We start from the raw sequence: 25,977 nt of genomic DNA, 5'->3' as shown, positions 1-25,977 counted from the left end.
GTTCCCCTATATATCACTATAAGTAACATTTGTCTTTGTAATCTCATAAGGATCTAGATTTATCTCAATGATACTTCCTCCCTTTGGCAAATCGCCATAGGTTTGATAGCCACTTGAGTTTGCATAGGATAGGTGGATGCCATATTTTACTGCATCAAAGTTGTTGTCATGGTCGTGGCCTACTACAATGCCCCATGTTTCTCCATTTAAGAGCATATTGGCAAATAGGCCTGTGTTTATAAATGGTGCTGATATAGTTTTGTCTTCTTCAGCACAGTATCCATCCAATAAATCATCAACAACATCCCTATATTCTGGAAGTGGTATGTGTTGGAAGATGATATTTCTTTTTATACCGTCATTTTTCTTATACTTATCTGACACTTCCCTAAACCATTCCACCTGTTCAGGCAATACCCAGTCATATTTGCCATAGCCAAATCTGTCAAATTCGCCAGAGTCTATCATATATAGGACAGTGACAAGCTCTCCATCCTTCTCTAAGTTTATGGTGTAAGATTCTCTATCTCCAGTGAGAAAAACATCCGATTTTTTCGGTTTGTTTCGGATGTTTTTTTCATAAATATTTCTCAAATCCTCGCGACTTACTATCTCCTCTGTGTCATGGTTGCCAAAGGTTAGAGCAAAGGGGATATCAAATTGGTCTATAAATTTCATGACATTAGTGAAAACTATGTCGGCGTTTTTGACACCATCAGACCACATCACATCTCCTGTGTGGATGATAAGGTCAGGCTTGGTATCTACGATTATTTTTTCTAATAATTTATAGGTTCTGATATCATCATCTGCTTCTGGCAAGTTGCCAAAGTGAGTATCAGTAAGTTGAAGTATTCTAAATTTATTTTCTTTTATTTCCATATTATTCCTTTACAGATCCGATAGTTATACCCTTTACAAAATATTTTTGTATGAATGGATAGAAGATAACTATAGGGAGAATTACTACGATTATTGTAGCCATTTGTAAAGATTCTCCAGTGATTTTGACATTTTCTAGGGCACGGTAACCTGCAGCTCCAGAGTTTTTTTGGAGGATATTTGACAGACCTTGTTGACGGGTCAACATATCCTGTAAGATTGTTGCAAGTGGTTTTAACTTTGCATTTCTCACATAAAATGATCCTGAGAACCAGTCATTCCAATGGCCTACTGCGGTAAACAAGGTTACTGTAGCAAGGGTTGGTTTGCTCATTGGAAACACCATGTCAGTAAATATCCTAAATTCACTCATCCCATCAATACGTGCTGCTTCAACCAAGCTCATAGGAACCTGCATAAAGGCTGACCTTAAGAGCAAAATGTTGGTAACACTGTATAAGGACGGGAAGATGTAGACCCAAATAGTATTAGTAAGGCCAAGCTCACTTAATACTAGGTAGTATGGTATAGTTCCTCCACCAAATAACATAGTGAAAAATATAAAAAATGTTATCTTAGACCTACCTGGTAGTCCTGGAATTGTAAGTGCCCAAGCAGCCATAGACATCAAAAACACGCCAAGAGCTGTTCCTAGAACTGTCCTAAATACAGATATAAAAAATGCATTTATTAGGTTGTCTTGCTTGAATACTTGAGCAATATTTTCAGTGGTGAATTCCCTAGGGAAGAATGTTATTCCTCCCTGAGCAGAATCCGTTCCGGCATTGAATGATAATGCCAATATATGGAGAAATGGTAATATGATAGCTAGCGATAGGGCTATACAGATTATATAAAATATTACCTGGGCCCAAGTGCTAGATTGCATATATTTTTTTGCCTTATCCATCATTTACTCCTTAATAGAATATTGTGTCTCCCTCATCTTCTTTTTCTTTTAAGAATTTGCAGAAGTCCTCAATACCCGCATCTTTTAGTTTTCTTCTTGATTCTTCTATAATTGCCTTAGCTTCTTCTTCGCTTGTTGCATAGTAAGCTTTTACTATATCTTCATCCCATTCTTGCATAGCTTGAGCAAGTCCGCCATCGTCGCCTTCAAATTCATATAGGTATGCAGCTGGGTGCAAGCCGTCAATTACTGTTTTTTCTTCGTATTTTTTGTCGAAATCATACATTTCGATGTATTTTACAGCGGCACTATCTTCGTTATCACTAGATTCATCACCCCAAGATGTTTCGCCAAAGTCTTCAAGGTTAGCCATATCTGTATAAGCAAAGTGTTCGCCCCAGTAAGCTCCAACGCCTCTGAATCCTTCTTTTTTAGCTGCATCTGGATCTTCAGCCATTAATTCAACTAATTCTTTCTTAGGAACTGGTTTGCCATCTACTAGGTCATAGTGTTTACCTTCAAGACCGTAGAAGTATAGAAGTTTACCTTCTGGGCCTGCTAGCCAATCAGCAAATTTAACAATTTCTTCTGGATTTTCTGTTGTTGATGGTATAGCCCATCCTGAATAACCAGATTTATATGGAACCACCATGTTGCTTGTTCCATCAGCTCTGTCTAGGTCTCCTAGTGGAATATATGCCATATTTTGCATTTCTACCATTCTAGAGTGGGTATCTGCTATGATACCATATCCTTGATTTAATATTCCTTCACGAGCTCTGTTTTCTTCTATTGTGTAATATTCTGGATGCATTAGTCCATCTTTTAACCAACGACGTACAAGTTCAACACGTTTTTCTGCATAATCTGTCATAGATTCGTGTTTGATATTGCCATCTTCATCTTTTAGGATTTTTTGTGCTCCTTGACCTTCCCAGATTAGGTTTCTGTATGGCCATGGTCTATCTGAACCACCCCAAATTGTTGGACCAAGTGGAACTACTGGGTTTCCGTTTACATCTTTGAAGTCACCTTCTTGGATCTTTCTTAGGACTTCTTCAAGCTCTTCTGCTGTGTGGATAGAATCCATTTCTACACCAAGATCTTCAGCTATATCTTTTCTGATGTATAAACCACCTACATATTTAGGGTCTGGGTCTGCAGGATTTCTTGGAATAGACATATGAACTAGGTATGTTGCTCCATCCCAATCATCTCTCATCATGATATTTCTTTTTGTATCGCTTGGTAGGTATCCATCTTCAAAGTATTTGCCATAGATTTTGCCCTCTTTTAGATATGGAGCTATATCATGGAACATACCTTCATTAGCAGCTTTCAATAGAATTGGGAATTCTGGTCTACCTGAGTTGTTTAGGTAGTAAGCTATAGCATCTGGTAAGTCTCCAGAAGCAAGGCCTGCTGCTAGGGCTTCATAAGCATTTTCTGTTGTTACTGCTTGAATATTTAGAGTTATACCTGTTTTTTCTTTGATGTAGTCGGCGATTTCTGGACTCATTGTTCCTTCACCAACGTCTGAACCTTCTTGGAATACTAGTAGGTCAATTTCCCTATCAGCTATCCATGTATCTGGCTTGTCTGTTTGTTCACTTGTTTCTGTACTTGTTCCAGAGCCTTCTTTGTTTGCTGAATTATCTTTGTTTCCACAAGATGAAAGCAGCATTGTAAGTGACAATGCTAGTATTGATAATTTTTTAAATGTGAAATTCATTTTTTCTCCTTGATTTCAATTTTTACCATAGGGCGTTATCGCCAATTTTATCTGCAACTTTGTTTACTACTGCTGTCAGTATTAGTCCTGCCAGACCTTGTACCAAGCCTACTGCTGTTGCAGGGCCGTATCTTGCTTTTTCTAGACCAGTTTTTACTATATAGGTATCAATTATTTCTGATACTTGATAGTTACCTGGATTTTGCATCAAATAAATTTGGTCAAATCCTGCTGCGAGTATGCCACCTAGAGATATTATAAATAATAAAACTATGGTTCTGGTTATACCCGGCAAGGTTACATACCTTGTTTGTTTCAGACGGTTAGCTCCATCTATGGCGGCCGCTTCATAAAGTGACGGTGATATGCCCATGATGGCTGCATAATAAATTATTGAGTCCCAGCCAATATTCTTCCAAGTGTGGCTCCACAAGACTGCTGGATAGAAGAAAGACTGTTCCATCATGAAAAATCTCGACCCATCCGTTAGCCCAGTTTGCTTTAAGAATATGTTTATTAAGCCTGTGTTTGGTGCAAAGAGCTTGTTTAACATACCAACTACAACAACCCAAGATATGAAATATGGCAAGTAAGATATACTTTGGAAAGCAGATCTTGCTCTCTTATTGCCGATTTCATTGAAAATCATGGCCATTATTATTGGGAATGGTAGGTATACAAACATCTTTAGAGCTGATATTATCAAAGTATTTTTGATATACATTGGGGTTTCACGAGCAGTGAAGAATTCTCTAAAGTATTTTAGTCCTACCCAGCCCTTGCCATACATACCTGAGTTAAAGGAAAATTCTCTAAAAGCTAGTAAGTTTCCTGTCATTGGCCAATAGGAGAATATCAAAAAGAAGAGTATAGCAGGTACTAGCATAAAGTAAAATGTTTTGTACCTATTAAATTCTTGTTTAAAACTTCTCTTATTCGGATGAAAGTTAGGATCATGATCTGGATTACTATTAGCATTAGCTTTGTTTTTGATCTCATCTCCAGCTTCACTCATAGCCATGGCACCTTCAGGATTGACTGTTCCACCTAAGTTATTAGTGTTGCTACTATCCATCTTTACCTCCTTTCTTTACAAATTTTATCTATATAATATTTCTGTAAGCTCCGTGGTTTGGTATATCAATTCTTTCTTCACTTTCACCGTCAAAGAAATGTGCAAAATCAAAATCTATTGCAAGTTTGATATGTTGACCTCTCTCAAAGTTTTCAAGACTTATGATTTTTGCAATGATTGGCTTATCTTCTAGGTCAAAGTGTAAGAGTGTTTCAGAACCAAGTAGCTCTGCAACCTTTACTTCTATATCTATTGGTGAGTATCTATCAGAAGTGTGGTCAATTCCCTTATCCAAGAATATGTTTTCTGGTCTGATACCCAGGGTAATGTTTTTGCCAGCGTAATCTGTGCTCATCAGATAGTCTATGACTTCTCTTGGCGCCTTTATCAAGGTCTTGCCGTGAACTAGGCCTTCATTTGTAACTTTGACATCAAAAAAGTTCATGGCAGGTGAACCCATAAAACCAGCTACGAATTTGTTTACTGGATATAAGTAAATCTCACGTGGAGAGCTTACTTGTTGGATTATTCCGTCTTTTAACAAGACAATCCTATCTGCCATAGTCATAGCCTCTACTTGGTCGTGAGTTACATATATTGTAGTGTTGTCCAATTGCTTGGAAATATTTGATATCTCAGACCTTGTTTGAACCCTTAGCTTAGCATCAAGGTTACTTAGTGGCTCGTCCATGAGAAAGACTTTTGGGTTTCTAGAGATAGCACGTCCTAGGGCTACCCTTTGCCTTTGTCCACCAGATAATTCTTTTGGAAGCCTATCAAGATAATCTTCTAGGCCAATGACCTTGGAAGTTTTATCTACTCTTTCGTCAATATCTTTTTGTGGGACTTTTTGCATTTTTAGACCAAAGCCCATATTTTCTGCTACTGTCATCTGTGGATATAGGGCATAGTTTTGGAATACCATTGCTATATCCCTATCCTTAGGGTGGACATCATTCATAAGTTCGTCATCAAAATAAAGCTTGCCAGCTGTGATATCTTCAAGTCCTGCTATCATGCGAAGAAGAGTAGACTTGCCACAGCCTGATGGTCCAACTAATACTATGAATTCACCCTCATTGATAGTGAGGTTGAAGTCTTTAATAACATGAGTCCCTGGAATATAATCTTTGTAAATATGTTCTAATCGTATCTCTTTCATAGCATCCTTCCTATCCGATTGCCTCTTCTATCAAATCAGCTAGTTTTTCAATTCCTGTTTTAATAGGAGTATAGCAATCAGCTGGAATTTGTAAAATATCTCTATTGTTCTTATCGGCTAAATCTTTTAGTTTGTCAAAATGAAGTTTCATCTGTGGGCTGACTAAGTATAGGTCATATGATCCATCTTCTATAGAATTGTCTGCCTTCATCACTGTTGTGGCATCAACTTCTATATCCTTGCCATTGTCCTTAAAATAAGCACTGGTCTTATCAGCCATGAGTGATGAACTCATTCCCGCGTTACAAATTATCAAAGCTTTTTTCAAATATTCTCACCTCCTTGTATTTTTTTATAAACTCTAATAAGTTTTTCAGCAAATTCAATGGCCATGCTTGCCATGGAAAAATGATCTTGGGCATGGACTAAAAATATATTTATATCTGTGTCTTCTCCACCAGCCTCCTTATTCATAAATGACGTTTGAATATTGTGGGCTTCTACGAGTTTTTCACGAGCTTGTTTTAGCTTTTCTTCAGCAGATTTAAAATCATAGTCATCAGCCAGATTTGATGCTTCGCTTGCATAAGCTCTGGCATCTCCAGCCAATATAATCATGCTGAAGATATCTTCATATTGTTTTTCATCTAAAGCCATAATGGCTACTCCTTTAATTGTTATTTTCTTTGATTAGCTTGTAGGCAAAAGGACTGTACATCAAAGTAGCAAGGCCTATAATTACAAGTTGAGCAAGTATGGATTTTAGGGACAAATTCATCAAAAATCCTTGCAAGAAAAATGGCAAACCACCAACTGGTTGTATGATCGCCTTTCCTATGTATCCATATTTGAAGGCTAGACTTACTAGGATTGCCACAAGGGATGGGCCTAGAACAAAGGGTATGAAAAAGTCTTTGTTTTTTGTAAGTGGTATGCCAAAGACTATATTTTCGTTAATCCCCAGAAGGGCTGGTTTTATACTTATTTGCCCAAGTTCATAGAAATGATTGTCTTTCTTTAGCAAAAGCACTATTATAAGTCCAATAGTTAGACCTGAGCCTGATAGTAACAAGAAGTTACTCAAGAATGTCTCTGTAAATATATGGTCAAGTTCAAGACCTCTGGACCAATTTATTATGTTTTCGTTGATGTTTCTTATGGCTAAGGGCAGTATAAAGGGATCTACTATAGAATCTCCATGAACTCCTAAGTACCAATATAATTGTATAATAAAAACCAAAACCCCAAGCACTAGCGGTTGGTCAAAGATATTTAATACTGGATTTGCTATGAAAAATATGGCAGATGCCAAGGACATAGCAAATATTTTTTCCGATAAATATGAGAGCATTGTATAAATAAGGCCAATAATTATGAGGGCCAATACTTCTACGAGCTTTTCTTTTGCCCCAAAAGGGATTTTCTCTCCAAGAATTTGACCTAGAATATTTTCGAGTTTTCTTGCAAACTTTATATTGATGGGCACAAATATTAGGCTTAAAATTATTCCCATTGTACCAAGCTTACTTAAGTCAAATTCACTTTTGCCAAATAGGAGGGCTACTATGGCAAGTAAATTTATTAGTAGGTATTTGTTTGCTTCATTTCTCAAAATTTTATTTATCTCAGCATTCAAATTTATGATAAAGACAATCCCTATTAGACCAACACTTATACCGGTTATATCAACCAAGTAATTCTTGCTTGCTAAGGCTAGGATGGATCCAACTACAGTAAGGGCAAGTAGGTTTTTTGCCACTCCTTTGATAGCCTGTAAGTAAGGATTCATCTCCACTTTGCCTGCAAGTTCTAGGAGTTTGCCTTCTATCTTTGGGCTAATTATCTCCCTTTTCATTATTTTAGCTCTGGCCAGTAGCCTTCATTTGCTATTATTAATTCATCCAAAACTTTTTTTGCAACATCAGCATTTGGAACTGATTGGTTTAAAGAGAAGGCTTGGAGGGCTTTGTAGTATGAATGTTCAAAGAATGCATCTACCAAGAGTTTTTCTGCTGCTACTTGGGCTTCCATAAGTCCCTTATGGAAATCTGGTATATCTTCCCTTAGGCTGATTGGCTCAGCTCCCCTGGCATTGACATAGCAAGGGACTTCTACAACTGCATCGTCTCTAAGATTTGGAATAGCCCCCTTGTTTGGAACTATTAGCATAAATCTGTCATTTTTGTCATGGAGAATACTTGCAGCAATGTCTACTATATATTGGCCGTGGGAAGTAGAATCGTAATCAATCTCTTCTAGGTCTGGATTATTTCTTATAGCATTTGATACTTCTTTGATTTTCTTGTATCTGCCATCCATTATTTGATTGGCACGGGTATAATTTATGTCTGCTGAATCTACAATCATATTTGGGAACAAATAATATTCTAGGTAGTTATTTGGCAATCTATCAGGGAACATTTCCACAAGATGGCTGTAGGATATCCATGTCTTTGCCCAATCTGGGTCTTCTTCAGATACATCGAATCCTTCATTTATAATCTTTTGGATTATCTCTGGCATCACATCTCTTTTAAGCTTTGTATCATAGATTTCCTTATACCAGCCAAAGTGATTGAGTCCGTAATATGTTTGAATAAAGTTTTTCCTATCATAGCCAAAGGACTTGCAGATCATCTCTTCTATTCCTATGGTCATGTCGCAAGCATTGATGATCTTGGCATGAGGGAATTTTCTTCTTACAGATTCTGATATGACAGATTCTGGATTGGTATAGTTTAATATCCATGCATCTGGAGCGTACTCTTGGATATATCCAACAAGCTCTAAGAATCCGCCCATAGACCTTAAGGCATAGGCAAAGCCACCTAGGCCACAAGTTTCTTGACCAACTAGACCGTATTTAAGTGGAATTTTTTCATCCTTTTCACGCATGTCGATTTTACCAACCCTGATTTGGCTAAATACGAAGTCGATGCCAGTAAAGGCTTCTTTTGGATCTTCAGTTTTTATAATCTTTACATCATAGCCTCGTTTTTTGATTACAAAATCTATGATAAGTGCCATATCGTCGTTGCGAACTTGATCGTTATCATAAAGCCTGATTTCAAAAACGTCCAAATCATCGTGGTTTAGTATTGATAAGATTATGCCAGGTGTGTAACCACTACCTGCACCAGCTATAGCAATTTTTAGTTTGTCCATAATTATCCTTTCATAAATATTTCGCAAAATTCCAGCATATTTTTACTTTTTATAGCTTCTTCAACTAACTTTTCTTCTCCCAAAAACCTCCCCAATTTTTTATAGTATAATTTCAAATCTTCTTCACTATTGCCAACTATCAAGGAATACATTATTTGAATTTTCTCCCCATTTTTCCACTTGATTGGCTTATCGCTGATAACAAGTACAGAAAAAGTATGGCTATCAGCTTGTTCCATCATATGGGGTATGGCAATTTTGCCTATACCAGTCGAGTTGAGCTCTTCTCTTTTTATCAATTGATCTTTGATATAAGATGGGCTACTTCCTATCTTTTGACTTATAGTTTTGGCCAAGAAATCCATGGCACTTTCAAAATCATCTATCTGATCTGTGCGGATGTGTATAGAGTTTTCAAAAATGCTGTAAATTTCTGCTAATTCCTCCTGGTCAAAGGCCTTGTTGATGTTCATATAATCTCTTTGTTTTAAAAGTATATCTACATAGACAATTGGTATGTCTGTTTCGATATTAAGGTCAACTGAAGAAATTATGATGTCATAGCCTTCTATAGAATCATTCTTTAATCTTGTAATATCCAAGGTGTCTAGCTTGTTGTAGGCTCCCTTAAACTTATCTTCAATCTGAGCTCTGAGAAGTCTTGCACTGGCGTTGCCAGACCCACAAACTATCAAAATGTTCTTCTTTGGAGATGATTTATCTTCCATTGATGCTAAAAGATGGAGGGCAATATAACCAATCTCATCTTCTTTGATTATGGTATTGTATTTGTTATTTATGACACTTATGCCAATAGTTGCCAGATGGTAGGCTAGTCCTCGAGATTTGATATCATCAAGAATAGGATTTTTCATCTCAAAACCATATTTCATACGCTCTAGCAAAGCTGCCAAGTGCTGGCTTAGGGATAGATATAGGTCAATATCTCCTCTAAATTCATATTTGCTCACCCTATATATTTCTTCTAGCATCTCTTCGGTAAGCTCTGTTATCTCAAGGGAAATCTTTTCTATATCACCAATCCTATTTTTGCTTATAAGGTGCATGGCGATGTAGTGGATTTCATCTTGAGGAATCATTATATCTAGTCTTTGATTTAGCTCTTCTACAATCTTTTTGGCAAATTCAAATTCATCGTAGAGGATCACTTTGTTTTCTAGGGCAATGGGAAGATTTATAGTAATGCCCTGGTTAATCCTAAGAATAGCAATATATATGTGTATGATGAGGTTTTTGACCTCGACATAGGGCATATTAAATACTGGGTTAAAGTTTAGCTCTTCTACAACTTCTTCTATGGTATTTAAAATCTTTCTATCCTTATCTATATCAAAGATATATGATTCTTCCCCTATTTCATTTTTTATAGCAATTCTTATGTCTTTTTCATCGCCGATGATTTTCATACCATAGTGGGGTTTGCTGGATAAGGACAAGTTGTATTTTTCTAGTATCTTTTTTATTTTCTTGATGTCTTTGTTTACTTGAGATAAGCTTAGGTGAAATTTCTCTGCTATATCCTGTTGTCTAATATAAGTATCTGAAAAGAGGAATAGCTTGATAATATTTTCTATCCTAAAATCTACCGAACTATTGATTGAATGATAGTAAGCGTATCTTCGCCAATCATTTTTCAAAAACTCTGTGAATGATTTCTCGTCTACAACTTTAAATTTGTAGCCCTTGCCCTTGGTTGACTTGATTTTTGCACCATTTTCTTCAATTACGCTATTGAGATAGGCTATTTCTTTTTTGACTGTACTAGGAGAAATCTCTAGGGCTGATCCTATTTCTTCAGAAGTATGGTAGGAGTCATCAGCACTCAAGTAATCAAATATTTCTTTTTGTCTAGTTTCAATCATTGTTCTAATTTCTTGCTATATTCATAAATAGTATTGTAAATATTTATGACTTCATCGTATAGGTCATCTCTGACTTTTTCGTCAGCTTCTTTTGTCCCCATAGAAGTAGTGATATAGGCTTTTGGATTCATAGCTTTTACTTTTGAAATAAATTCATTTTTGTAATCTTCATTCAAGTTTTCTACTAGGTAGTTGATTTTTCCTACCATGGACCTTGCATATCTTAGGTGTTCAAATCTTGGTGATGTGCGTGGTTTTTTGACTTTTGCATCTTTTTCTGCAGGATAGATCAAAAATGTATCTCCTGCTTCCCACCACCAATGGCTGGTATCTTCTAGGGGTTCTTTGACCCAAGCATCGAGGGCCCATCTCAGATATCCATTTGCATTTATAGAATTTGCATAAAGAATAGTCCAATCACTTTCAATTGGCATAGATCTGGCAAAAGAATTTGGATACATACCTGTGCAAGTATAGATTGTCGTAAGCTTGTCCCCACGTTTGTCTATATAATCCTTATTTTCATAGTTAATATCTACAAAGCCAAAGGATATGTCATCAAGCCTATCGTATATATCTACATAGCCTTTCTTATATCCCAATTGACTGGCGATTTTTAGAGTCTTGCCGTCCTTGTTTTTATGTTTGGATAAAACTTTTAGAACAGCTTCTAATATGTCTGGGCTTCTCTCATCTACTGCTATATAGGTGATGTCAAAGTATCCCTTAGAATCCAAATGGTCTATGAAGATATCCAAGAAAGAATCCCAATATTCCTCCCATTCTTTACTTCCTGGCTTGAGCCCTAAAACCAAGCCCTCATCTTTTCTATCATTTTCATACCAATCAGCCAAGGAAAAGGCCATGATTTGCTCATCTATGCCCTCCTCAAGGGCCAAGTCTACGTAAGTATCAAAGTAGGTGAAGTTATAAGTAACTTCCCCGTCTTTGGTGATTTCTCTTACCATGGATGGATATTTGTCATAAGTCTGCTGGTACCAAGGGTCATCTACAATGGTCGTAGTGATGGAGTTACCACCAATAGATTTATAAACTCTTAGGTGTTCTCTTAATATGTCTAGATGCTTTTCTTTAAAAAGTTCATCATCGGATATGCCATAGTACCTAGCCACTGTAAAAGGATACTGCCAGAGATTGATGGCGAAGTCATTTTTATAGGCTTCTAGGTCTATTACTTCAACTTCTATTGGAAGAATAAGATTAGTTCCTTTAATACTTATGTCGCCCTTATAAATTCCTGCTTTAGCATCTGATTTTATAAAGATGTAAAATCCTCGCAAGTTATTTTCTTCAAGGTCTGTTTTCTTAGTATAGTCCAATATATCTGGGATATTTTCCTTTGGAAAATCTGGCAAAACTCCCCACTCATAGCCAACGCCTATAGAACATAGGGTATCCTTGGTAAATCTAATCTCTATATCTTCCTTTTTTATAGTATTTGACCCACAGATCAAATCGCTTACTTCTATTTCAATAGCAATAGGAGTAGTTGACTTGTTTAGTACTACATATTGGCCCATGTAATAGTCGTTTTTGTAAAGGAATTTCTTCCTATCTTCAAAGTCAAAATCTTTTTCTTTGTACTTATAGAAGTCTCTTTTCAAATAATGCTTGCCAAAGTTTCCTTCAAAGAATAGCAAATTGTCATTTTCAATATAGTTAGTCATATTATTCTGACCTTCTTTCTACGTTAAAAATCATATTTGTAATGGATCTCTTAGCTAAAATATTCTTGTAATAGTAGTAGGTAAATTCCAAAACTATGCCTGGAAATAATATCAAAATAAGGATAAAGGCAAATTTATATAGGGCATAGCCAATAATGCCTATAACTATAGTCATTAATAGAAAATCTACAATATTTACAATAATTATTGAAACAGAATTTTTAATAAGTTCTTTTTTGGACAAATCATACTTGGTATCCAAAAATGAAGACAGTAGTAGTGTGTGAATATAAATAAAATATAAAATAATACCGATGTAAAAAGCACCAGTATGGATAGGTGTGTCAATCATATAAAAATATATAAGATCGACAAATCCAATAAAAATAAGGGCAGTCGTACCTATAGAGCGAAGATAGGTCTTTTTAAAATTAACTTTGAAATTAGAAAGATACGTTTTGAAAATCCTTACTTTTTCCCTGTATGTAGCTTGGTACATCTTATCTATCACTTGGTAGGATGTTTCCAAAGACCCTATATGGCTTAGGAAAAACAAACCAATAACAAGGCTTATAAGGTGCATGATTGATATTGCCATAAAATAATATAATCTTTCAATAAATACGCTGACTTTAACTCGTCTTTTAAATCTTTGTGCAAGCACTATAAGACCACCTTTCAAAATACAGTATCTTTAGCTCTTAGTTTGCAAATTTTAGGTATTTTTCTAAACTTGATTATAATATATAAGAATAAAAAGTTCCACCCATTATTTTCCACTTGCCAAGTTTATAAGGTGGGTATAACGTTTCCACTTTATAAATTTTACCAAAGTTTTACTAAAACTTTACAATTTTATAGATATTTGAAAATCTACTAATTTTTTGTATATTATCTATTGAAAGATAAAAGGAGGGATTATGGCAAAAATTATTGCACTTGACATTGACGGAACGCTTCTAAATAGCCAAGGAGAGATTACAGATAGAACTAAAAAAGCTCTGGAAGACGCTCTCAAAGAAGGAAATATAGTAGTTATTGCTTCCGGCAGGGACCCAAAGGGTGTTTTTCAATATGCAAAAATACTTAAATTAGATGAATACGACGGTTTGCTTTCAAACTACAATGGCGCTAGAATCACAAATTATGAAAGTATGAAAATTATCATAAATCATACTTTGGACCTAGATGATATGAAAGAGCTTTTAGAATTTTCTGAAGACCTTGATGATATGAATTACACCATATACTATGAGGGCAAATGTTACACCAATTCCATGGATACCTACCGCTTGGAAGATACTCAAAGCAAGAACGATATGGAATTAATCTTTGATCCAGACCTTAGCTATAATGTAGATTTCGAGCCAAATAATATTTTATTTGCCTGCCATCCTGACAAAATCACTGAACCACTAAATAAAATCCACAATAAATTTTCTGACAAATTCACCCTTGTAAAGTCTACTCCATACTATTATGAAGTTATGCCAAAGGGAGTCAGCAAGGGCGAGAGTCTAAAGGAAATTGCCAAATACTACGACATTGCTATGGAAGATGTTATAGCCTTCGGTGATGAGGACAATGATTTGTCCATGATTGAAGCTGCAGGAACTGGAGTTGTCATGGCAAACGGTTCAAAAGCCATGCTTGCAGTAGCTGATTATGTGACCTTGTCAAATGATGAAGATGGAATAGCTGATTACTTAGAAAAATTTGTCTTAAAGAAAGAGGAAAATTAATGAATGCCATAATTGCCCAATCCGGTGGACCAACAAGCGTTATAAATTCATCCCTTGCTGGAGCCATTTCTGCCTTTATCGAAAATAATTTTGACCATATCTACCTTTCCTTAAATGGAATCGAAGGTATTATTTCAGGAAATTACAGGGAAGTTGATAAGGATAACTTTATAAGAAATAAAATAAGCGAAAAACTTTTGGCTCGCCCTTCATCAATCCTTGGTTCTTGTAGGTTCAAGCTTTCAGATGATATGGACGATGAGAATTACAAACAAATCTTCCAAACCCTAGAAGAACTTGAAATAACAAGCCTGGTTTACATAGGTGGCAACGACTCTATGGATACCGTTATGAAGCTAAATTCCTACATGGACTGTCACAATATTTCTGGCATAAATGTGATTGGTTGTCCAAAGACTATAGACAATGACCTATGCCAAATGGACCACTCCCCTGGCTTTGGATCTGCTGCCAAGTTCATCAACCATAGTCTCCTTACTTTGAGGACTGATGTAGATATCTATAATCTCAAATCAGTAACCTTTGTGGAGATTATGGGAAGAAATGCTGGTTGGCTTGCAGCTTCATCTCTTCTATCCAACCACCAAGCAGGAAAAGATGTTGTCAACCTATTGTATCTTCCAGAAGATAATAAATCTTTGGATGAAGTCATAGAAGAAATCAAAAAGGCCCTAGAAAATGAAAATAACCTCATAGTTGCTCTTGCAGAAGGCTTCAGGGATAGGGAAAGACTTCTCGATAAGCCTATGTTCTCAAATACCGATGATGGTTTTAACCACAAAATCGTAGCAGGTGTTGGTGAAAGACTTGCCGATATCATAAGAAATGAACTAGAAATCAAATCTCGTTCAGTAGAGCTATCACTTCTTCAACGAACAAATACCACAATAAGTAAAACCGATGCAAAAGAGGCCTACGAACTTGGCTACAAGGCAGCAAAGCTTTCAAAAAATAAAACAAATCTCATTCCAATACTTGTAAGAGAAGATGCTGACCAATACAAGGTCACATACACAGAAGTTAGTCCAGAAAAAATAGCAAATTTAGAAAAGAAGATTCCAGAAGAATGGATCAAGGATAAAAATACCCTTCAGGAAAAAATAGTGAACTACGCCTTGCCATTAATAGAAGGTGAAGTCAATCAAAAATATGAACACGGATTACCAGTTTTTGTAAAACTCGATGATTTTATACTATAATAAAAAATGTTGCAGAACTTTCTAAGCCTGCAACATTTTTTAATTCTTTCTATATTTCCTAATGTCCACATTCAAGACCAAGGACCCAAGTATTACTAATACTAATCCCACAAACAAATTCCTTGTAAAAGATTCGCCAAGTATTATTACTGAAAGTATTGATCCAAAGATTGGGATAAATAGTTTGTACATGCCCATTTCATTCGCAGAGTGATATTTTAGAACTGTATTCCAAATCACATATGCAGTCGCTGAGATGAAGGCTCCATATAGTAATAAGAGAACTGCTTTAGGAGTGAAGTCCAAGCCTAGAGGATAAAGGATTTTGCCTATAATTATTAGGGGAATAGATCCTATGATAAATTGGCTTGCCGTAACCAAGTACTCATTTTGATTCTTGCCATTTTTCCTTACATATACTGATGATAAGGCATTGAAAAATGTTGATAGGAGGATTAGCCCCTCACCTCTAGGATTGAAATTTGTACTCATTCCGGATATGCCACCATTTACTACGATTATTCCCAAAGTTCCAAGGACTATGGCAAAGATAGTTTTGGGGTGAACTTTTTCTGTAGGCAGAATCACCAAAGAAATCAAAACTACCATAAAGGCGTTGGTTGATTGGATGATTGCCGCCTTGACCCCAGCTGTGTTGGATAGGGCTATATAATATATGAGGTATTGGACAAAGGTCTGGGTTAGAGAAAGAACCAAAATATACTTATAGCTTATGTCCTCTTTTACTATTTTTTCTTTATTAAAAGCTTTCAAATAAACAAAGCCCAATACTCCAGCCAGGAAAAATCTTATTCCTGCAATGAAAAGTTGAGCTCCAGTATCTGCTCTACCAACTCCAAGTTCAAGGTAAGTTGTCTTTATTGTCGGAATAGCCGACCCCCACAAAAGCATGGCTATGAGGGTTGCTATTATAGCTATTTTCTTATTTTTTAACATTTTCTTCCATTTCTAAAAAATTAATATTGCTATCAAAAGATACAGTCCTCCACTAGCTAGCATTAGCTTGATTGGATCTATCTTTGTCTTTAGCATGAGGGCAAAAGCAAGGATGAAAATCCCTAGCATCAAATAATCCATATTTGCAAATCCTACAAGCTCTTCTCCAAAAAATGCCGTCTTAAGTATTTGCACACCTGCTATAAGGATCATAGAAACGATGGCAGGTCTCAAAAAGTATAAAATATTTGACATCACATCGATGTTTTTATATTTCTTATAAAAATATGAGATCGTCCCTACAATTATAGCAGACGGCAATACACAGCCAAAAGTCGCAGCCAAAGCCCCTGGAAAACCAGCAATCCTAGTACCTACAAAGGTAGCCGAATTTATAGCAATAGGTCCTGGAGTCATCTGACTAATTGTAATCAAGTCGTTGAATTCACCAAGGCTAAGCCAGCTATTTAACTCAACCACTTCTTCTTGGATTACAGGCAAGGCTGCATATCCACCACCAAAAGAGAAGAGACCAATCTTTAAAAAGCTTATAAATAATTTAAGCAGCATGATTCCTCCTTGCTAGAGTATAAATTGCCCCAATTACTATAAGACTTGCTATAATATAAATGACATTTACATCAAAGAAATATCCCAAGATAAAACTAATCAGCATAATTCCTATAACAAGGGGAGATTTTTCCTTTAGAAGATCACGGCCCATGTCGATTACAACCTTGATAATCAAGGCTCCAACCCCTGCCTGCATACCCTTAAGGAAAAGTGCTATATATTTATTAGTAATAAAAGCTTGGTAGGCCAGTGAAATCAAACTTATTATTATAAGAGGTGGAATAATAGTACCAAGAATTGCCACAAACATACCTGCTAAACCCAAGGTCTCATAGCCCACGACAACCGCCGCATTTACAGCAACAGCGCCAGGCGCAGATTGGGCAATAGCTGTCATATCCAGCATATCATCTTTGGAAATCCAGCCCAATTTTTCTACAAATATTTCTTTCATAAGAGACAAAATAACATAACCCCCACCAAAAGTGAAAGCTGAAAGGTAGAGGGTAGATTTGAATAATTCCCATAATTTGTTTTTCTCTTTCATAATTCCTCATTTCTACTAACTCTTACACAATTACCATACCATAACTTTTAATCACCAAGAAAAAACACCTCCAGTTTTAACTTGGAGGTGAGACAGTTCTTTTACTTTTAGTTGAAAAACTTTTGATTGATTCTTTCGGTAACTTTTTCTGGAGTAAAGCCAAATTCAGCTGTTACTTCTTCGCCTTTGCCTGAGATGCCAAAGCGGTCTATGCCGATGTTTAGGCCACAAGTTCCTGTCCATTCTGCCCAGCCGAAGGTTGATCCCATTTCTATGGATACTTTTTTGGCTTCTTTTGGTAAGACTTCTTCTTTGTAAGCATCATCTTGTTCTCTGAATAGTTCCATACTTGGCATTGATACTACTCTGATGTTTTTGCCATCGCTTTCAAGTTTTTCTTTTACTTTTAGGGCAAGGTCTACTTCTGAGCCTGTTGCTATTAGGATTAGTTCTGGTTTTTCAGAAGAATCGCTTATGATGTAGGCTCCTTTTTCGATGCCTTCTATGTTTTCTGTTTCTTTTAAGTTTGTAAGGTTTTGGCGGGTTAGAGCCATTACTACTGGTCTTTCTTTGGATTCAAGGGCTATCTTCCAAGCAAGTCTTGTCTCGTTTCCATCCGCTGGTCTTAGTGTGATGGTGTTTGGTATTGATCTAATCATCGCCAATTGTTCGATTGGTTGGTGAGTTGGACCATCTTCACCAACTGCTACAGAGTCGTGAGTCATCACGTAGGTTAGTGGCAATTTTGATAGGGCTGATAGTCTGATTGCTGGTTTCAAATAATCGGTAAATACGAAAAAAGTTGAAACATGGTGCCAAGTTCCGCCGTGAGCTATGATACCATTGCCTATGGCTGCCATGGCAAATTCACGTACTCCATACCAAATATTGCGTCCTTCTGGTGTTTTGTCTGTGAAGGCTACTGTATCTTTGATATTTGTCTTGTTTGATGAGAATAGGTCAGCTGATCCACCCCAGAAGTTTGGTGTGATTTTTGCCAAGTCTTGGATGATTTCGCCATTTGATGCACGGCTTGCTAGGGCCTTGTCATCTGCAGTATATTTTTTGACACTATTAATGAAGTTTTCTGGCAATTCTCTGTTGATACCAGCCATTAGATTTTTGTAATCTTCTGGATATTTTTCTTGGTATTTTTTTAGTAATTCATCCCATTTTTGGTTTGCTTCGTAACCCGTTTTTTCTATGCCATCTGCAAAAGTTTTGTAGATGTCTTCTGGTACTGTAAAGTCATCTTCTGCCCACTCGTAAATTTCTTTGGCTTTGATGAAGTCTTCTTCACCAATTGGAGCACCGTGGACTTTGTTTGTTCCTTGATTTGCTGAACCATAGCCAATAACTGTTTTGATTTCAATAATTGTTGGTCCATTGGTGTTTGATTTGGCACTAGCAATAGCCTTATAGATTTCTTCTAAATCTCTGCCATTTTCTACACGTAGGTAGTTCCAGTGTAGAGCTTCTGCACGTTTTTTCATATCGTCTGAGAAAGATGTGCTTGTTGCTCCGTCTAGGCAAACATCATTTGAATCGTAAAGAAGTATTAATTTTGAAAGATTCAAGTGTCCTGCCAAGCTCATTGCTTCGTAGGAGATACCTTCCATAAGGTCACCATCTCCACAAAGTGCGTAGGTGTAGTGGTCGATGATTTGGGCATCTTCCTTGTTGCATAGGGCTGCTAGGTGTTTTTCTGCAATTGCAAGACCAACAGCTTGAGCTATACCTTGGCCTAGAGGTCCTGTTGTAACTTCAACGCCTTCAATGTGGCCACGTTCTGGGTGGCCAGCCGTTTTTGCATTAAGCTGTCTAAAGTCTTTGAGATCATCTAAACTTACATCATAGCCTGCAAGGTGAAGCATAGAATAAAGCATAGCTGATCCATGGCCAGCTGATAAGACAAATCTGTCTCGGTCAAACCATGCTGAATTCTTTGGGTTGGCCTTCAAAAATTTGTTCCACAAAACATAAGCCATTGGGGCTGCCCCCATAGGAAGTCCAGGGTGACCACTGTTTGCTTTTTCAATTTGTGCAATGGAAAGTGCGCGTATAGCACTTACCGCTCTATCATCATTTTTATTAAACATGTAAACTCCTTACTAAAACTAAAAGTGTAACTAATATAATCATACCATATAAATTTCTTTTTTGATAAGAGCAAATCGTAAGCTTTTGTGATATACTAATAGCATCTGACAAAAAAGGAGAATATTATGTCGCCTAAAACAAAAGATTTGCTTAAAAGAATTATAATATCTATAATCGGTACATTTATGATTGCTGTAACAATTGGGATTATGAGAATCCTTGCCCTTGGAGTTGATCCATTCACATCACTTATAATAGGTATCTGCAATATGACCAATACTCCATTTAGAATAGTCTATCCTATCATAAACGGTCTGATACTAATTTTTATATTTTTCTTAAATAGGTCTATGATTGGTTGGGGAACTCTCATCAACCTCATATTAATAGGACCTGTGGCAGATTATTCTGCTAATATTTTTGAAAATATATACACCAATCCAACATTTGCCTCAAAGATTATAATTCTAATCCTTGCTACAATGGTAATGGCCATGAACGTTTCCCTCTATGCCAGCACAAATATAGGGGTGTCAGCATATGATTCCTTATTTATAACCATCAACAAAAGAAAACCAAATATGAGCCTTGGTAAGGCAAGAATCTTCACAGACGTTATCAGTGTAATCGTTGGATTCATAGGCAAAGCAGCCCTTGGTATTGGAACCATACTAAATGTTCTAATCATGGGACCTTTGGTAGAATTCTTCACTAAAACCACCACCAAATCAATTCTTAAAACATTTGATGTGAAAGCTGCTAATATAGAATAAGGATGAGAACAAGTCTCATCCTATTTTTCTACTTATTTCTAGCTTCAAATTTTTCCCAATCTTTGACAAAGGCATCTATGCCTGCTGTGGTCAATGGATGAGTCCATAATTTCTCAAACAATGAACCTGGAATAGTTGCTATGTGTGCACCTGCTAGGGCAGCTTCTTCTAGATGGTTGATGTGTCTGATGCTAGCTGCGATTATTTCTGATTCGTAACCATAAATATCGATCACATCGCGAAGAGATGCTACAAGTTCTGCTCCATTTTCTCCCATATCATCAATTCTTCCCATAAATGGTGAGATGTATGTCGCTCCAGCTTTCATAGCCATTATTCCTTGGGAGATGGAAAATATCAATGTACAATTGGTCTTTATACCTTCCTTTGATAGGGTGTGTATAGCCTTAAGACCATCCTCTGTCATAGGAATCTTTACAACTATATTATCAGACCACTTAGCCAAATCACGGGCTTGATCAACCATGCCTTCATAGTCATAGCAAGTAACTTCAGCAGAAACAGGTCCATCAACAATTTGAGAAATCTCACTAACAACTTCCTTAAAATCCCTGCCTTCTTTGTTGATGAGTGAAGGATTGGTAGTAACTCCATCACATAGGCCTAGGTCGTTGATTCTTTTAATTTGATCTACATTTGCTGTGTCTAAGAAAAATTTCATTTTTACTCCTTTTTAAAAATCAAATGTCAGTATAAATATTGTATTTGAAATAACAACTCTGATAATATAAAAATAATTGTCAATTAATGTTTAATTCATATTTTTAAGTTCAACGTAATATTTATAAACCGAACCTATATAATATATTTCTACATATTCTACAATCTCATAATCTGTACTAGATACTCTTTCTTTGTAGAGCATGGCAGTATTAGTACTAATTTTTAGTAGCTCTGATAAGGATTTGTTGGAATTAATAGATTCTATAGTTTCATAACCATGAGTAATATTAATATTTTGTGATTCCAATATCTTATATAATGAACTATGACCTGATATAAAATCGTCTTCACTTAATTTAGCAAGTCTTTCTGGTATGAAAGCTCTATGAAACCCAATATTTCTACCATTTATTTTTCTTATTCTTTCTATTTGATATACTTTATCTAGATCATCTAAATTAAGAGCTTTCTTAACTTTATCTGGAGCAATAATCTTTTTAAAACTAACAAGCTCACTTGATTCGTTTTTATTTTCAAGGCTGAAAGATTTTATACTGTTTAAATTTAGTGTTATTTTATCATTAGTGATAATAGTTCCTACCCCTGGTTTTTTAATTACAAATCCATCACGCTGTAAATCCTCAACCGCTCTACGAATCGTAATCCTACTAACCTGGTATCTTTCCTGTAATTCAGTCTCTGAGGGTAATAGTTCATCTTTTTCATACACTCCTAATTGTATTTTACCTAGTATATCCAAATATACATTTCTATATAATGGAATGTCTTTAACGTTCATAATCTATCCCCTCATCAACATTCATATATTCTTTTTAACTTCGTTAATAAATTTTTTAGCCTTTTCTGGATTAATGTCGTTAGCCATATCACCATCTTTAATCCAAGTAGCAACACTTACACCGTCATAATATTTCATAAGTTCTGCAATATTATCCCCAGTTGCTCCTCCGCCTAAGTAAACTGGAACTTGTAGATTTTTAGATTTTATTTCTTTGGCAATTTCTATACTTTCATCAACTGATTTTCCAGAAGTGAAAATTCCATCTGCGAAGGCCTCATTAACTATTTCCCAAGCTGCTTCACCATAAGATTTCTTTCCAAGCGGAACTCCGTGTACTTCATAAACATCAGCAAAGATCGGAACGTCGCTTCCTATTTTCATCTTTAGATCAATTATATCAGTACATTGTCCTTGAAGCATACCACCACTTGTAACATTAACTCCTGTGTATAAATGTTCTACTCTTATAAAATCAGCCCCAACTGCATCCGCAACGGCTAAAGATGCAACGCCATCCCAATTAATCAGAACACCTATTAATAAATTAGGAAATCTTCTTTTGATTTCAGATGTTATTTGCGTCATATATGCAACTGTTTGAAAGTTAGAAAATTGCTTTATAGGCATGTCATTCATATTCTGAATTATTAAACCATCAAATTTATTCTCTTCTATCATTTTAGCTTCATTTATAGCTTTTTCAATGATTATATCTATTTTCTCACCTTTATTTTTATAGGTTCCTGGCAAAGATGAGGGCTGTAACATAGCTAATACTGGTTTATTTAAGAGTTTTTCATTCATATTTACCTACCAATCTTGTCATATATTCCCTAGAAACTAAATACATGCTATTAGTTGGAATGACCCCAAATTCAGTAATATAAGCATATATATTATCCGGATTCACTCCTATTAATTCTGGAATTATTGTAAATATTGATTCATCTAAAATATCATTATTTTTATATTTATCTTTGTAATCTATACTAACAATCTCTTTTCTTATCCCAACGTTTCTTCTTTCATCTAATTTATTCATTGGAGTTAAAAAGTATAGTTTTTTATCAAATATTTTACAAAGATGTCCCATTATATCTGAACCAACTGTATTAAATCCAGTTCCGTCAGGATAGAACGTCTCCGCTCCCATCAAACAGCATTGACTTTTTTTTAAAAAATATAAAGCTGCTGAATCTGGAAAAAAGTGTATTTTTAAATTTTTTTTATCATTCAATTTTAAAAATGGGCTCCCACCATCAATTGCTGAACTTTCAGAAATATAAATATTTATATTTCTATCATTTTCTTCTGAAATATATAATACTGCTTTTTCAACTGTACTTGAATAATCATATAGGAATATATCAGTATATGCACTTAATTCGTTATTTGAATACTCTAAAATCTTTTCTAGATTTTTTTCCGTACTCAATTTAAATTCTTTAATATTATTTGATATTAATCTTTTTAGATCTTCATAATTATCAACATCATTATTTACATTTCTCGTTAGCTCCCTAAGGCTATTTATAAAAGCCCTACTTGCATTTCCTCTAGATTCAATAAAATGATTAACAAAACTATTAATTACTTCGACTAGTTTTGTACAATTTAAATCAAAATTTTCATCAACCAAATTAAGCATTATATTAGAAATTATTTCTATTTGTTGAGAAGCCCCTAAAATTTCATGATTGTCAATTTTATTTACTTTGATTTTATCATTTTCATTGAGATAATTAAAGAACAAATTTTCCATTTCTTAAACCTCCCCAAAAAAACTTAAATTATTCTTAAAATATATATCTCTTTTTACATCTGGTGATATATTAAAATTATCTAATAGTTTTACAGACGATGATGTTAGTCTTTCTGGATATGTTGTTCCAAACAATATTTTATTTGTTTCTATCTTATCCAAAGCTTTTTTTATTATTTGATTCTCATATTGATTAGATATCTCTATATATGCATTACTATTCCTAGCAACTACATCGATACAAGTATATCCATAATCAAAACATCCCATATGAAGGAAGATGAATTTAATTTTTGGATATTTAACAACGTATTTTTCCCATTGTTGAGGTATTGCAAAACAACCTATACCAGTAAACACTTTTACTGGTATATTTTTTTCATCTATTTTCTTAAAAATTTCATCTAGATTTTCGTTTAAATCTGGATAGTAAGCATGTTCAAAAGAATTAAATTCAATCATTTCTATTTCACTTGAACTCAATGCATAATCTACATCAGAAATAGAATTTGAATTTTTAGGATTTATTAGAGCACAACCAATAAGCTTTTCCGGATATTTTCTCACGCATTCCTCTATATATTTAATATTATCTAATATTGAATCATTAGAAGTTGATGATATAACTCTTTTCTTTATATTATTATCATCCATATCAGATAATAACTTATTTAATTCATCCTGAGATTTTGTTTTTATATGTGCATGAATATCTAACATATAAATACCCTTAACCTAATATACCTAAATAAACACCTACTACACCAACCAACATGGTAATGAAAATTAACACTACTGAATTCATCTTTTTCTTTGTAATTAGATAATACATAAGACCTGTGTACGCAAGGCCTAAGAATCCTGGCATTAATCCATCTAGAGTTTCTTGTATGTTAAGAACACTTTCTCCAGATCCAATTGTTATAGGTGTAGATATTTCAACTAAAGCTGGTACAAAACCACCAACAACAGTATAGGCTGCTATTGAAGCTATATCAGTAATTTTATCAATTAAGCCAGAGTTCGCTAGAGAATCTACCAGTTTTATTCCTTGTTCATAGCCTTTGAATACTCCAAGGTATCTAATTCCTAATGAAACTATAGCCATCCCTATTATAAAGAATAGAGGTCCTATCCAACCTAATCCTGACGCCACAAATGAAATAGCAATACTGGCTAGTATAGGTCTTGCTGTACCATTTAACAAGGAATCCCCAAGTCCAGCTAATGGTCCCATTAAGGCTGCTTTTACTGCACTAATTGCTGAAGGATCAAAATCTTCATTATTAGCGTTCGCCTCTTCCATAGCAGCCGAGATACCAACCGGTACAGCTGATATCATATCCTGAGTCAGAAAGTACTCCATATGTCTATTATAAGCTTCTAATTTATCTTCATCATCTTCATAAAGCTTCTCGATTACAGGGATCATTGACTGAGTAAATCCAGCATTTTGCTGTCTTTCATAGTTGTTTGCTCCCCTAATGCTCATTTGATTCCAATAAACTTTCCATAAATCTTTTTTTGTTAGTTTTTTTGACATTCTATGCCTCCTCGAATCCAATATCTTTATCTAGCTTGAAATAATAATAAAATGCACAACTTACTAAGGCTATCAATCCAATACCAATGTTATTCACCCCTAAATATGAAGCAAATATGAATCCAAGAACAAAAAATGGCCACATTTTTTTTGAAGATATTGTTGATAGTAATAACGCAAATCCAACTGCACCAATCATGCTTCCGCCTACTGATAATCCAGTAATAACCTTGGAAGGGATAAAGTCAATTATACTTTTTACTAAATCAGCTCCATAGTATACTGCTAAAAATGTTGGGACACCATATAATACAACATTTACCAACATAGGAAATACTAAGTTATTTAATACTATTCCTTTTGTATCAAGTTTGTGAGTCGCTTCTTCAACTCTATGCATAAACAATACGTTAATAACAGAGTTTTGGAATGTTGTTGCTATTTGCCCAATCAATGACACTGGTAGTGCAGTTGCTATGGCAATCTCTATTCCGCCTCCTCCTAGTATTGCTAATGCAGTTGCTATTGCTGTAGAAATTGTTGGATCTGGTGGTGCTGCTGTTCCAACAAATATTACAGCTAAAAACATTAATTCAATTTGAACTCCTACTGCAAATCCAGTTGCTGCATCTCCCATTATTAGACCTACTACCGGGCCTACTACAATTGGTCTGAATATGTGAATTTGTAGCGTATGTGAGTCAATAAAAGCTATAGATACAAATATAGCCACCAAAATAGCTTGTAATAAAATACTCATTGTTTCCCCCTTAAAAT

26 protein-coding genes are annotated in these 25,977 nt (G+C 35.3%); 3 read left to right on the top strand and 23 right to left on the bottom strand.

Annotated elements, in window-relative coordinates; translation table 11 throughout:
- Positions 1–6: 6 nt before the first annotated feature.
- The 12 genes from QNH69_RS03565 to QNH69_RS03510 are packed head-to-tail and all read right to left on the bottom strand — an operon-like array spanning position 7 to position 13,161.
- Positions 7–882: a metallophosphoesterase family protein gene (locus QNH69_RS03565; protein WP_282929237.1), complete on the bottom strand. Its 876-nt coding sequence runs from the start codon at positions 880–882 to the stop codon at positions 7–9.
- Position 883: 1 nt separating this feature from the next.
- Positions 884–1,792: a carbohydrate ABC transporter permease gene (locus tag QNH69_RS03560; RefSeq protein WP_282929236.1), complete on the bottom strand. Its 909-nt coding sequence runs from the start codon at positions 1,790–1,792 to the stop codon at positions 884–886.
- Between the two features lie 10 nt (positions 1,793–1,802).
- Positions 1,803–3,524 carry an extracellular solute-binding protein gene (locus QNH69_RS03555; RefSeq protein WP_282929235.1) on the bottom strand — a complete coding sequence of 574 codons (1,722 nt, stop codon included), beginning with the start codon at positions 3,522–3,524 and terminating at the stop codon, positions 1,803–1,805.
- Positions 3,525–3,546: 22 nt separating this feature from the next.
- Positions 3,547–4,599, bottom strand: coding sequence for an ABC transporter permease subunit (locus QNH69_RS03550; RefSeq protein ID WP_282929234.1), 1,053 nt, complete (start codon positions 4,597–4,599; stop codon positions 3,547–3,549).
- A gap of 28 nt (positions 4,600–4,627) precedes the next feature.
- Positions 4,628–5,761, bottom strand: coding sequence for an ABC transporter ATP-binding protein (locus QNH69_RS03545; protein ID WP_282929233.1), 1,134 nt, complete (start codon positions 5,759–5,761; stop codon positions 4,628–4,630).
- A 10-nt stretch (positions 5,762–5,771) separates the two neighbouring features.
- On the bottom strand, positions 5,772–6,089 hold the full coding sequence (locus QNH69_RS03540) for a PTS cellobiose transporter subunit IIB (protein WP_282929232.1): 318 nt from the start codon (positions 6,087–6,089) through the stop codon (positions 5,772–5,774).
- Entirely contained in the window at positions 6,086–6,418 is a 333-nt protein-coding gene (locus QNH69_RS03535; RefSeq protein ID WP_282929231.1) for a PTS lactose/cellobiose transporter subunit IIA, read from the bottom strand. Before QNH69_RS03535 ends, QNH69_RS03540 begins: the two co-directional genes overlap by 4 nt.
- A 13-nt stretch (positions 6,419–6,431) precedes the next feature.
- Entirely contained in the window at positions 6,432–7,616 is a 1,185-nt protein-coding gene (locus QNH69_RS03530; RefSeq protein WP_282929230.1) for a PTS transporter subunit EIIC, read from the bottom strand.
- On the bottom strand, positions 7,616–8,926 hold the full coding sequence (locus tag QNH69_RS03525; protein WP_282929229.1) for a maltose-6'-phosphate glucosidase: 1,311 nt from the start codon (positions 8,924–8,926) through the stop codon (positions 7,616–7,618). Before QNH69_RS03525 ends, QNH69_RS03530 begins: the two co-directional genes overlap by 1 nt.
- 2 nt (positions 8,927–8,928) lie before the next feature.
- Positions 8,929–10,809, bottom strand: a complete 1,881-nt coding sequence (locus tag QNH69_RS03520) for a PRD domain-containing protein (protein ID WP_282929228.1) — start codon at positions 10,807–10,809, stop codon at positions 8,929–8,931.
- Positions 10,806–12,497 carry a DUF4091 domain-containing protein gene (locus QNH69_RS03515; RefSeq protein WP_282929227.1) on the bottom strand — a complete coding sequence of 564 codons (1,692 nt, stop codon included), beginning with the start codon at positions 12,495–12,497 and terminating at the stop codon, positions 10,806–10,808. Before QNH69_RS03515 ends, QNH69_RS03520 begins: the two co-directional genes overlap by 4 nt.
- 1 nt (position 12,498) lies before the next feature.
- A complete protein-coding gene (locus tag QNH69_RS03510; RefSeq protein ID WP_282929226.1) occupies positions 12,499–13,161 on the bottom strand; it encodes a hypothetical protein in 663 nt (220 codons plus the stop codon).
- A 256-nt stretch (positions 13,162–13,417) separates the two neighbouring features.
- Between QNH69_RS03510 and QNH69_RS03505 the strand changes: the two genes are divergently transcribed.
- Positions 13,418–14,239 carry a Cof-type HAD-IIB family hydrolase gene (locus QNH69_RS03505; protein ID WP_282929225.1) on the top strand — a complete coding sequence of 274 codons (822 nt, stop codon included), beginning with the start codon at positions 13,418–13,420 and terminating at the stop codon, positions 14,237–14,239.
- The gene (locus QNH69_RS03500; RefSeq protein ID WP_282929224.1) at positions 14,239–15,459 is read left to right on the top strand and encodes a diphosphate--fructose-6-phosphate 1-phosphotransferase; all 1,221 of its coding nucleotides are present in this window, start codon (positions 14,239–14,241) and stop codon (positions 15,457–15,459) included. The genes QNH69_RS03505 and QNH69_RS03500 overlap by 1 nt, the downstream gene beginning before the upstream one ends.
- 39 nt (positions 15,460–15,498) lie before the next feature.
- Here the strand turns inward: QNH69_RS03500 and QNH69_RS03495 are convergent, their stop codons facing one another.
- From QNH69_RS03495 to tkt, 4 genes are all read right to left on the bottom strand, one after another.
- Positions 15,499–16,416, bottom strand: coding sequence for a DMT family transporter (locus QNH69_RS03495; protein WP_282929223.1), 918 nt, complete (start codon positions 16,414–16,416; stop codon positions 15,499–15,501).
- 12 nt (positions 16,417–16,428) lie between these two features.
- Entirely contained in the window at positions 16,429–16,986 is a 558-nt protein-coding gene (locus tag QNH69_RS03490; RefSeq protein WP_282929222.1) for a chromate transporter, read from the bottom strand.
- Positions 16,976–17,536, bottom strand: coding sequence for a chromate transporter (locus QNH69_RS03485; protein WP_282929221.1), 561 nt, complete (start codon positions 17,534–17,536; stop codon positions 16,976–16,978). Before QNH69_RS03485 ends, QNH69_RS03490 begins: the two co-directional genes overlap by 11 nt.
- A gap of 107 nt (positions 17,537–17,643) precedes the next feature.
- Entirely contained in the window at positions 17,644–19,635 is a 1,992-nt protein-coding gene (gene tkt / locus QNH69_RS03480; RefSeq protein ID WP_282929220.1) for a transketolase, read from the bottom strand.
- A gap of 126 nt (positions 19,636–19,761) precedes the next feature.
- Here tkt and QNH69_RS03475 point away from each other — a divergent pair, with 126 nt between their 5' ends.
- The gene (locus tag QNH69_RS03475) at positions 19,762–20,409 is read left to right on the top strand and encodes a hypothetical protein (RefSeq protein WP_282929219.1); all 648 of its coding nucleotides are present in this window, start codon (positions 19,762–19,764) and stop codon (positions 20,407–20,409) included.
- 28 nt (positions 20,410–20,437) lie between these two features.
- Here the strand turns inward: QNH69_RS03475 and fsa are convergent, their stop codons facing one another.
- From fsa to QNH69_RS03440, 7 genes are all read right to left on the bottom strand, one after another.
- A complete protein-coding gene (gene fsa, locus QNH69_RS03470) occupies positions 20,438–21,091 on the bottom strand; it encodes a fructose-6-phosphate aldolase (protein WP_282929218.1) in 654 nt (217 codons plus the stop codon).
- 90 nt (positions 21,092–21,181) lie between these two features.
- Entirely contained in the window at positions 21,182–21,892 is a 711-nt protein-coding gene (locus QNH69_RS03465; protein ID WP_282929217.1) for a GntR family transcriptional regulator, read from the bottom strand.
- Positions 21,893–21,913: 21 nt separating this feature from the next.
- Complete coding sequence (locus tag QNH69_RS03460; RefSeq protein ID WP_282929216.1) at positions 21,914–22,699, bottom strand: BtpA/SgcQ family protein; 786 nt, start codon at positions 22,697–22,699, stop codon at positions 21,914–21,916.
- Positions 22,692–23,657, bottom strand: a complete 966-nt coding sequence (locus QNH69_RS03455; protein WP_282929215.1) for a hypothetical protein — start codon at positions 23,655–23,657, stop codon at positions 22,692–22,694. Before QNH69_RS03455 ends, QNH69_RS03460 begins: the two co-directional genes overlap by 8 nt.
- Positions 23,658–23,660: 3 nt before the next feature.
- Positions 23,661–24,377: an amidohydrolase family protein gene (locus QNH69_RS03450; protein ID WP_282929214.1), complete on the bottom strand. Its 717-nt coding sequence runs from the start codon at positions 24,375–24,377 to the stop codon at positions 23,661–23,663.
- Positions 24,378–24,387: 10 nt separating this feature from the next.
- The gene (locus QNH69_RS03445) at positions 24,388–25,200 is read right to left on the bottom strand and encodes a PTS system mannose/fructose/sorbose family transporter subunit IID (protein WP_282929213.1); all 813 of its coding nucleotides are present in this window, start codon (positions 25,198–25,200) and stop codon (positions 24,388–24,390) included.
- 1 nt (position 25,201) lies between these two features.
- The gene (locus tag QNH69_RS03440; RefSeq protein WP_282929212.1) at positions 25,202–25,960 is read right to left on the bottom strand and encodes a PTS sugar transporter subunit IIC; all 759 of its coding nucleotides are present in this window, start codon (positions 25,958–25,960) and stop codon (positions 25,202–25,204) included.
- Between the last annotated feature and the right edge of the window lie 17 nt (positions 25,961–25,977).

The sequence above is a fragment of the Anaerococcus sp. Marseille-Q7828 genome (assembly GCF_949769285.1).
Classification (GTDB): domain Bacteria; phylum Bacillota; class Clostridia; order Tissierellales; family Peptoniphilaceae; genus Anaerococcus.
Note: the sequence above shows the minus strand (reverse complement) of the source record. Positions and strands in the feature narration are given on the sequence as shown.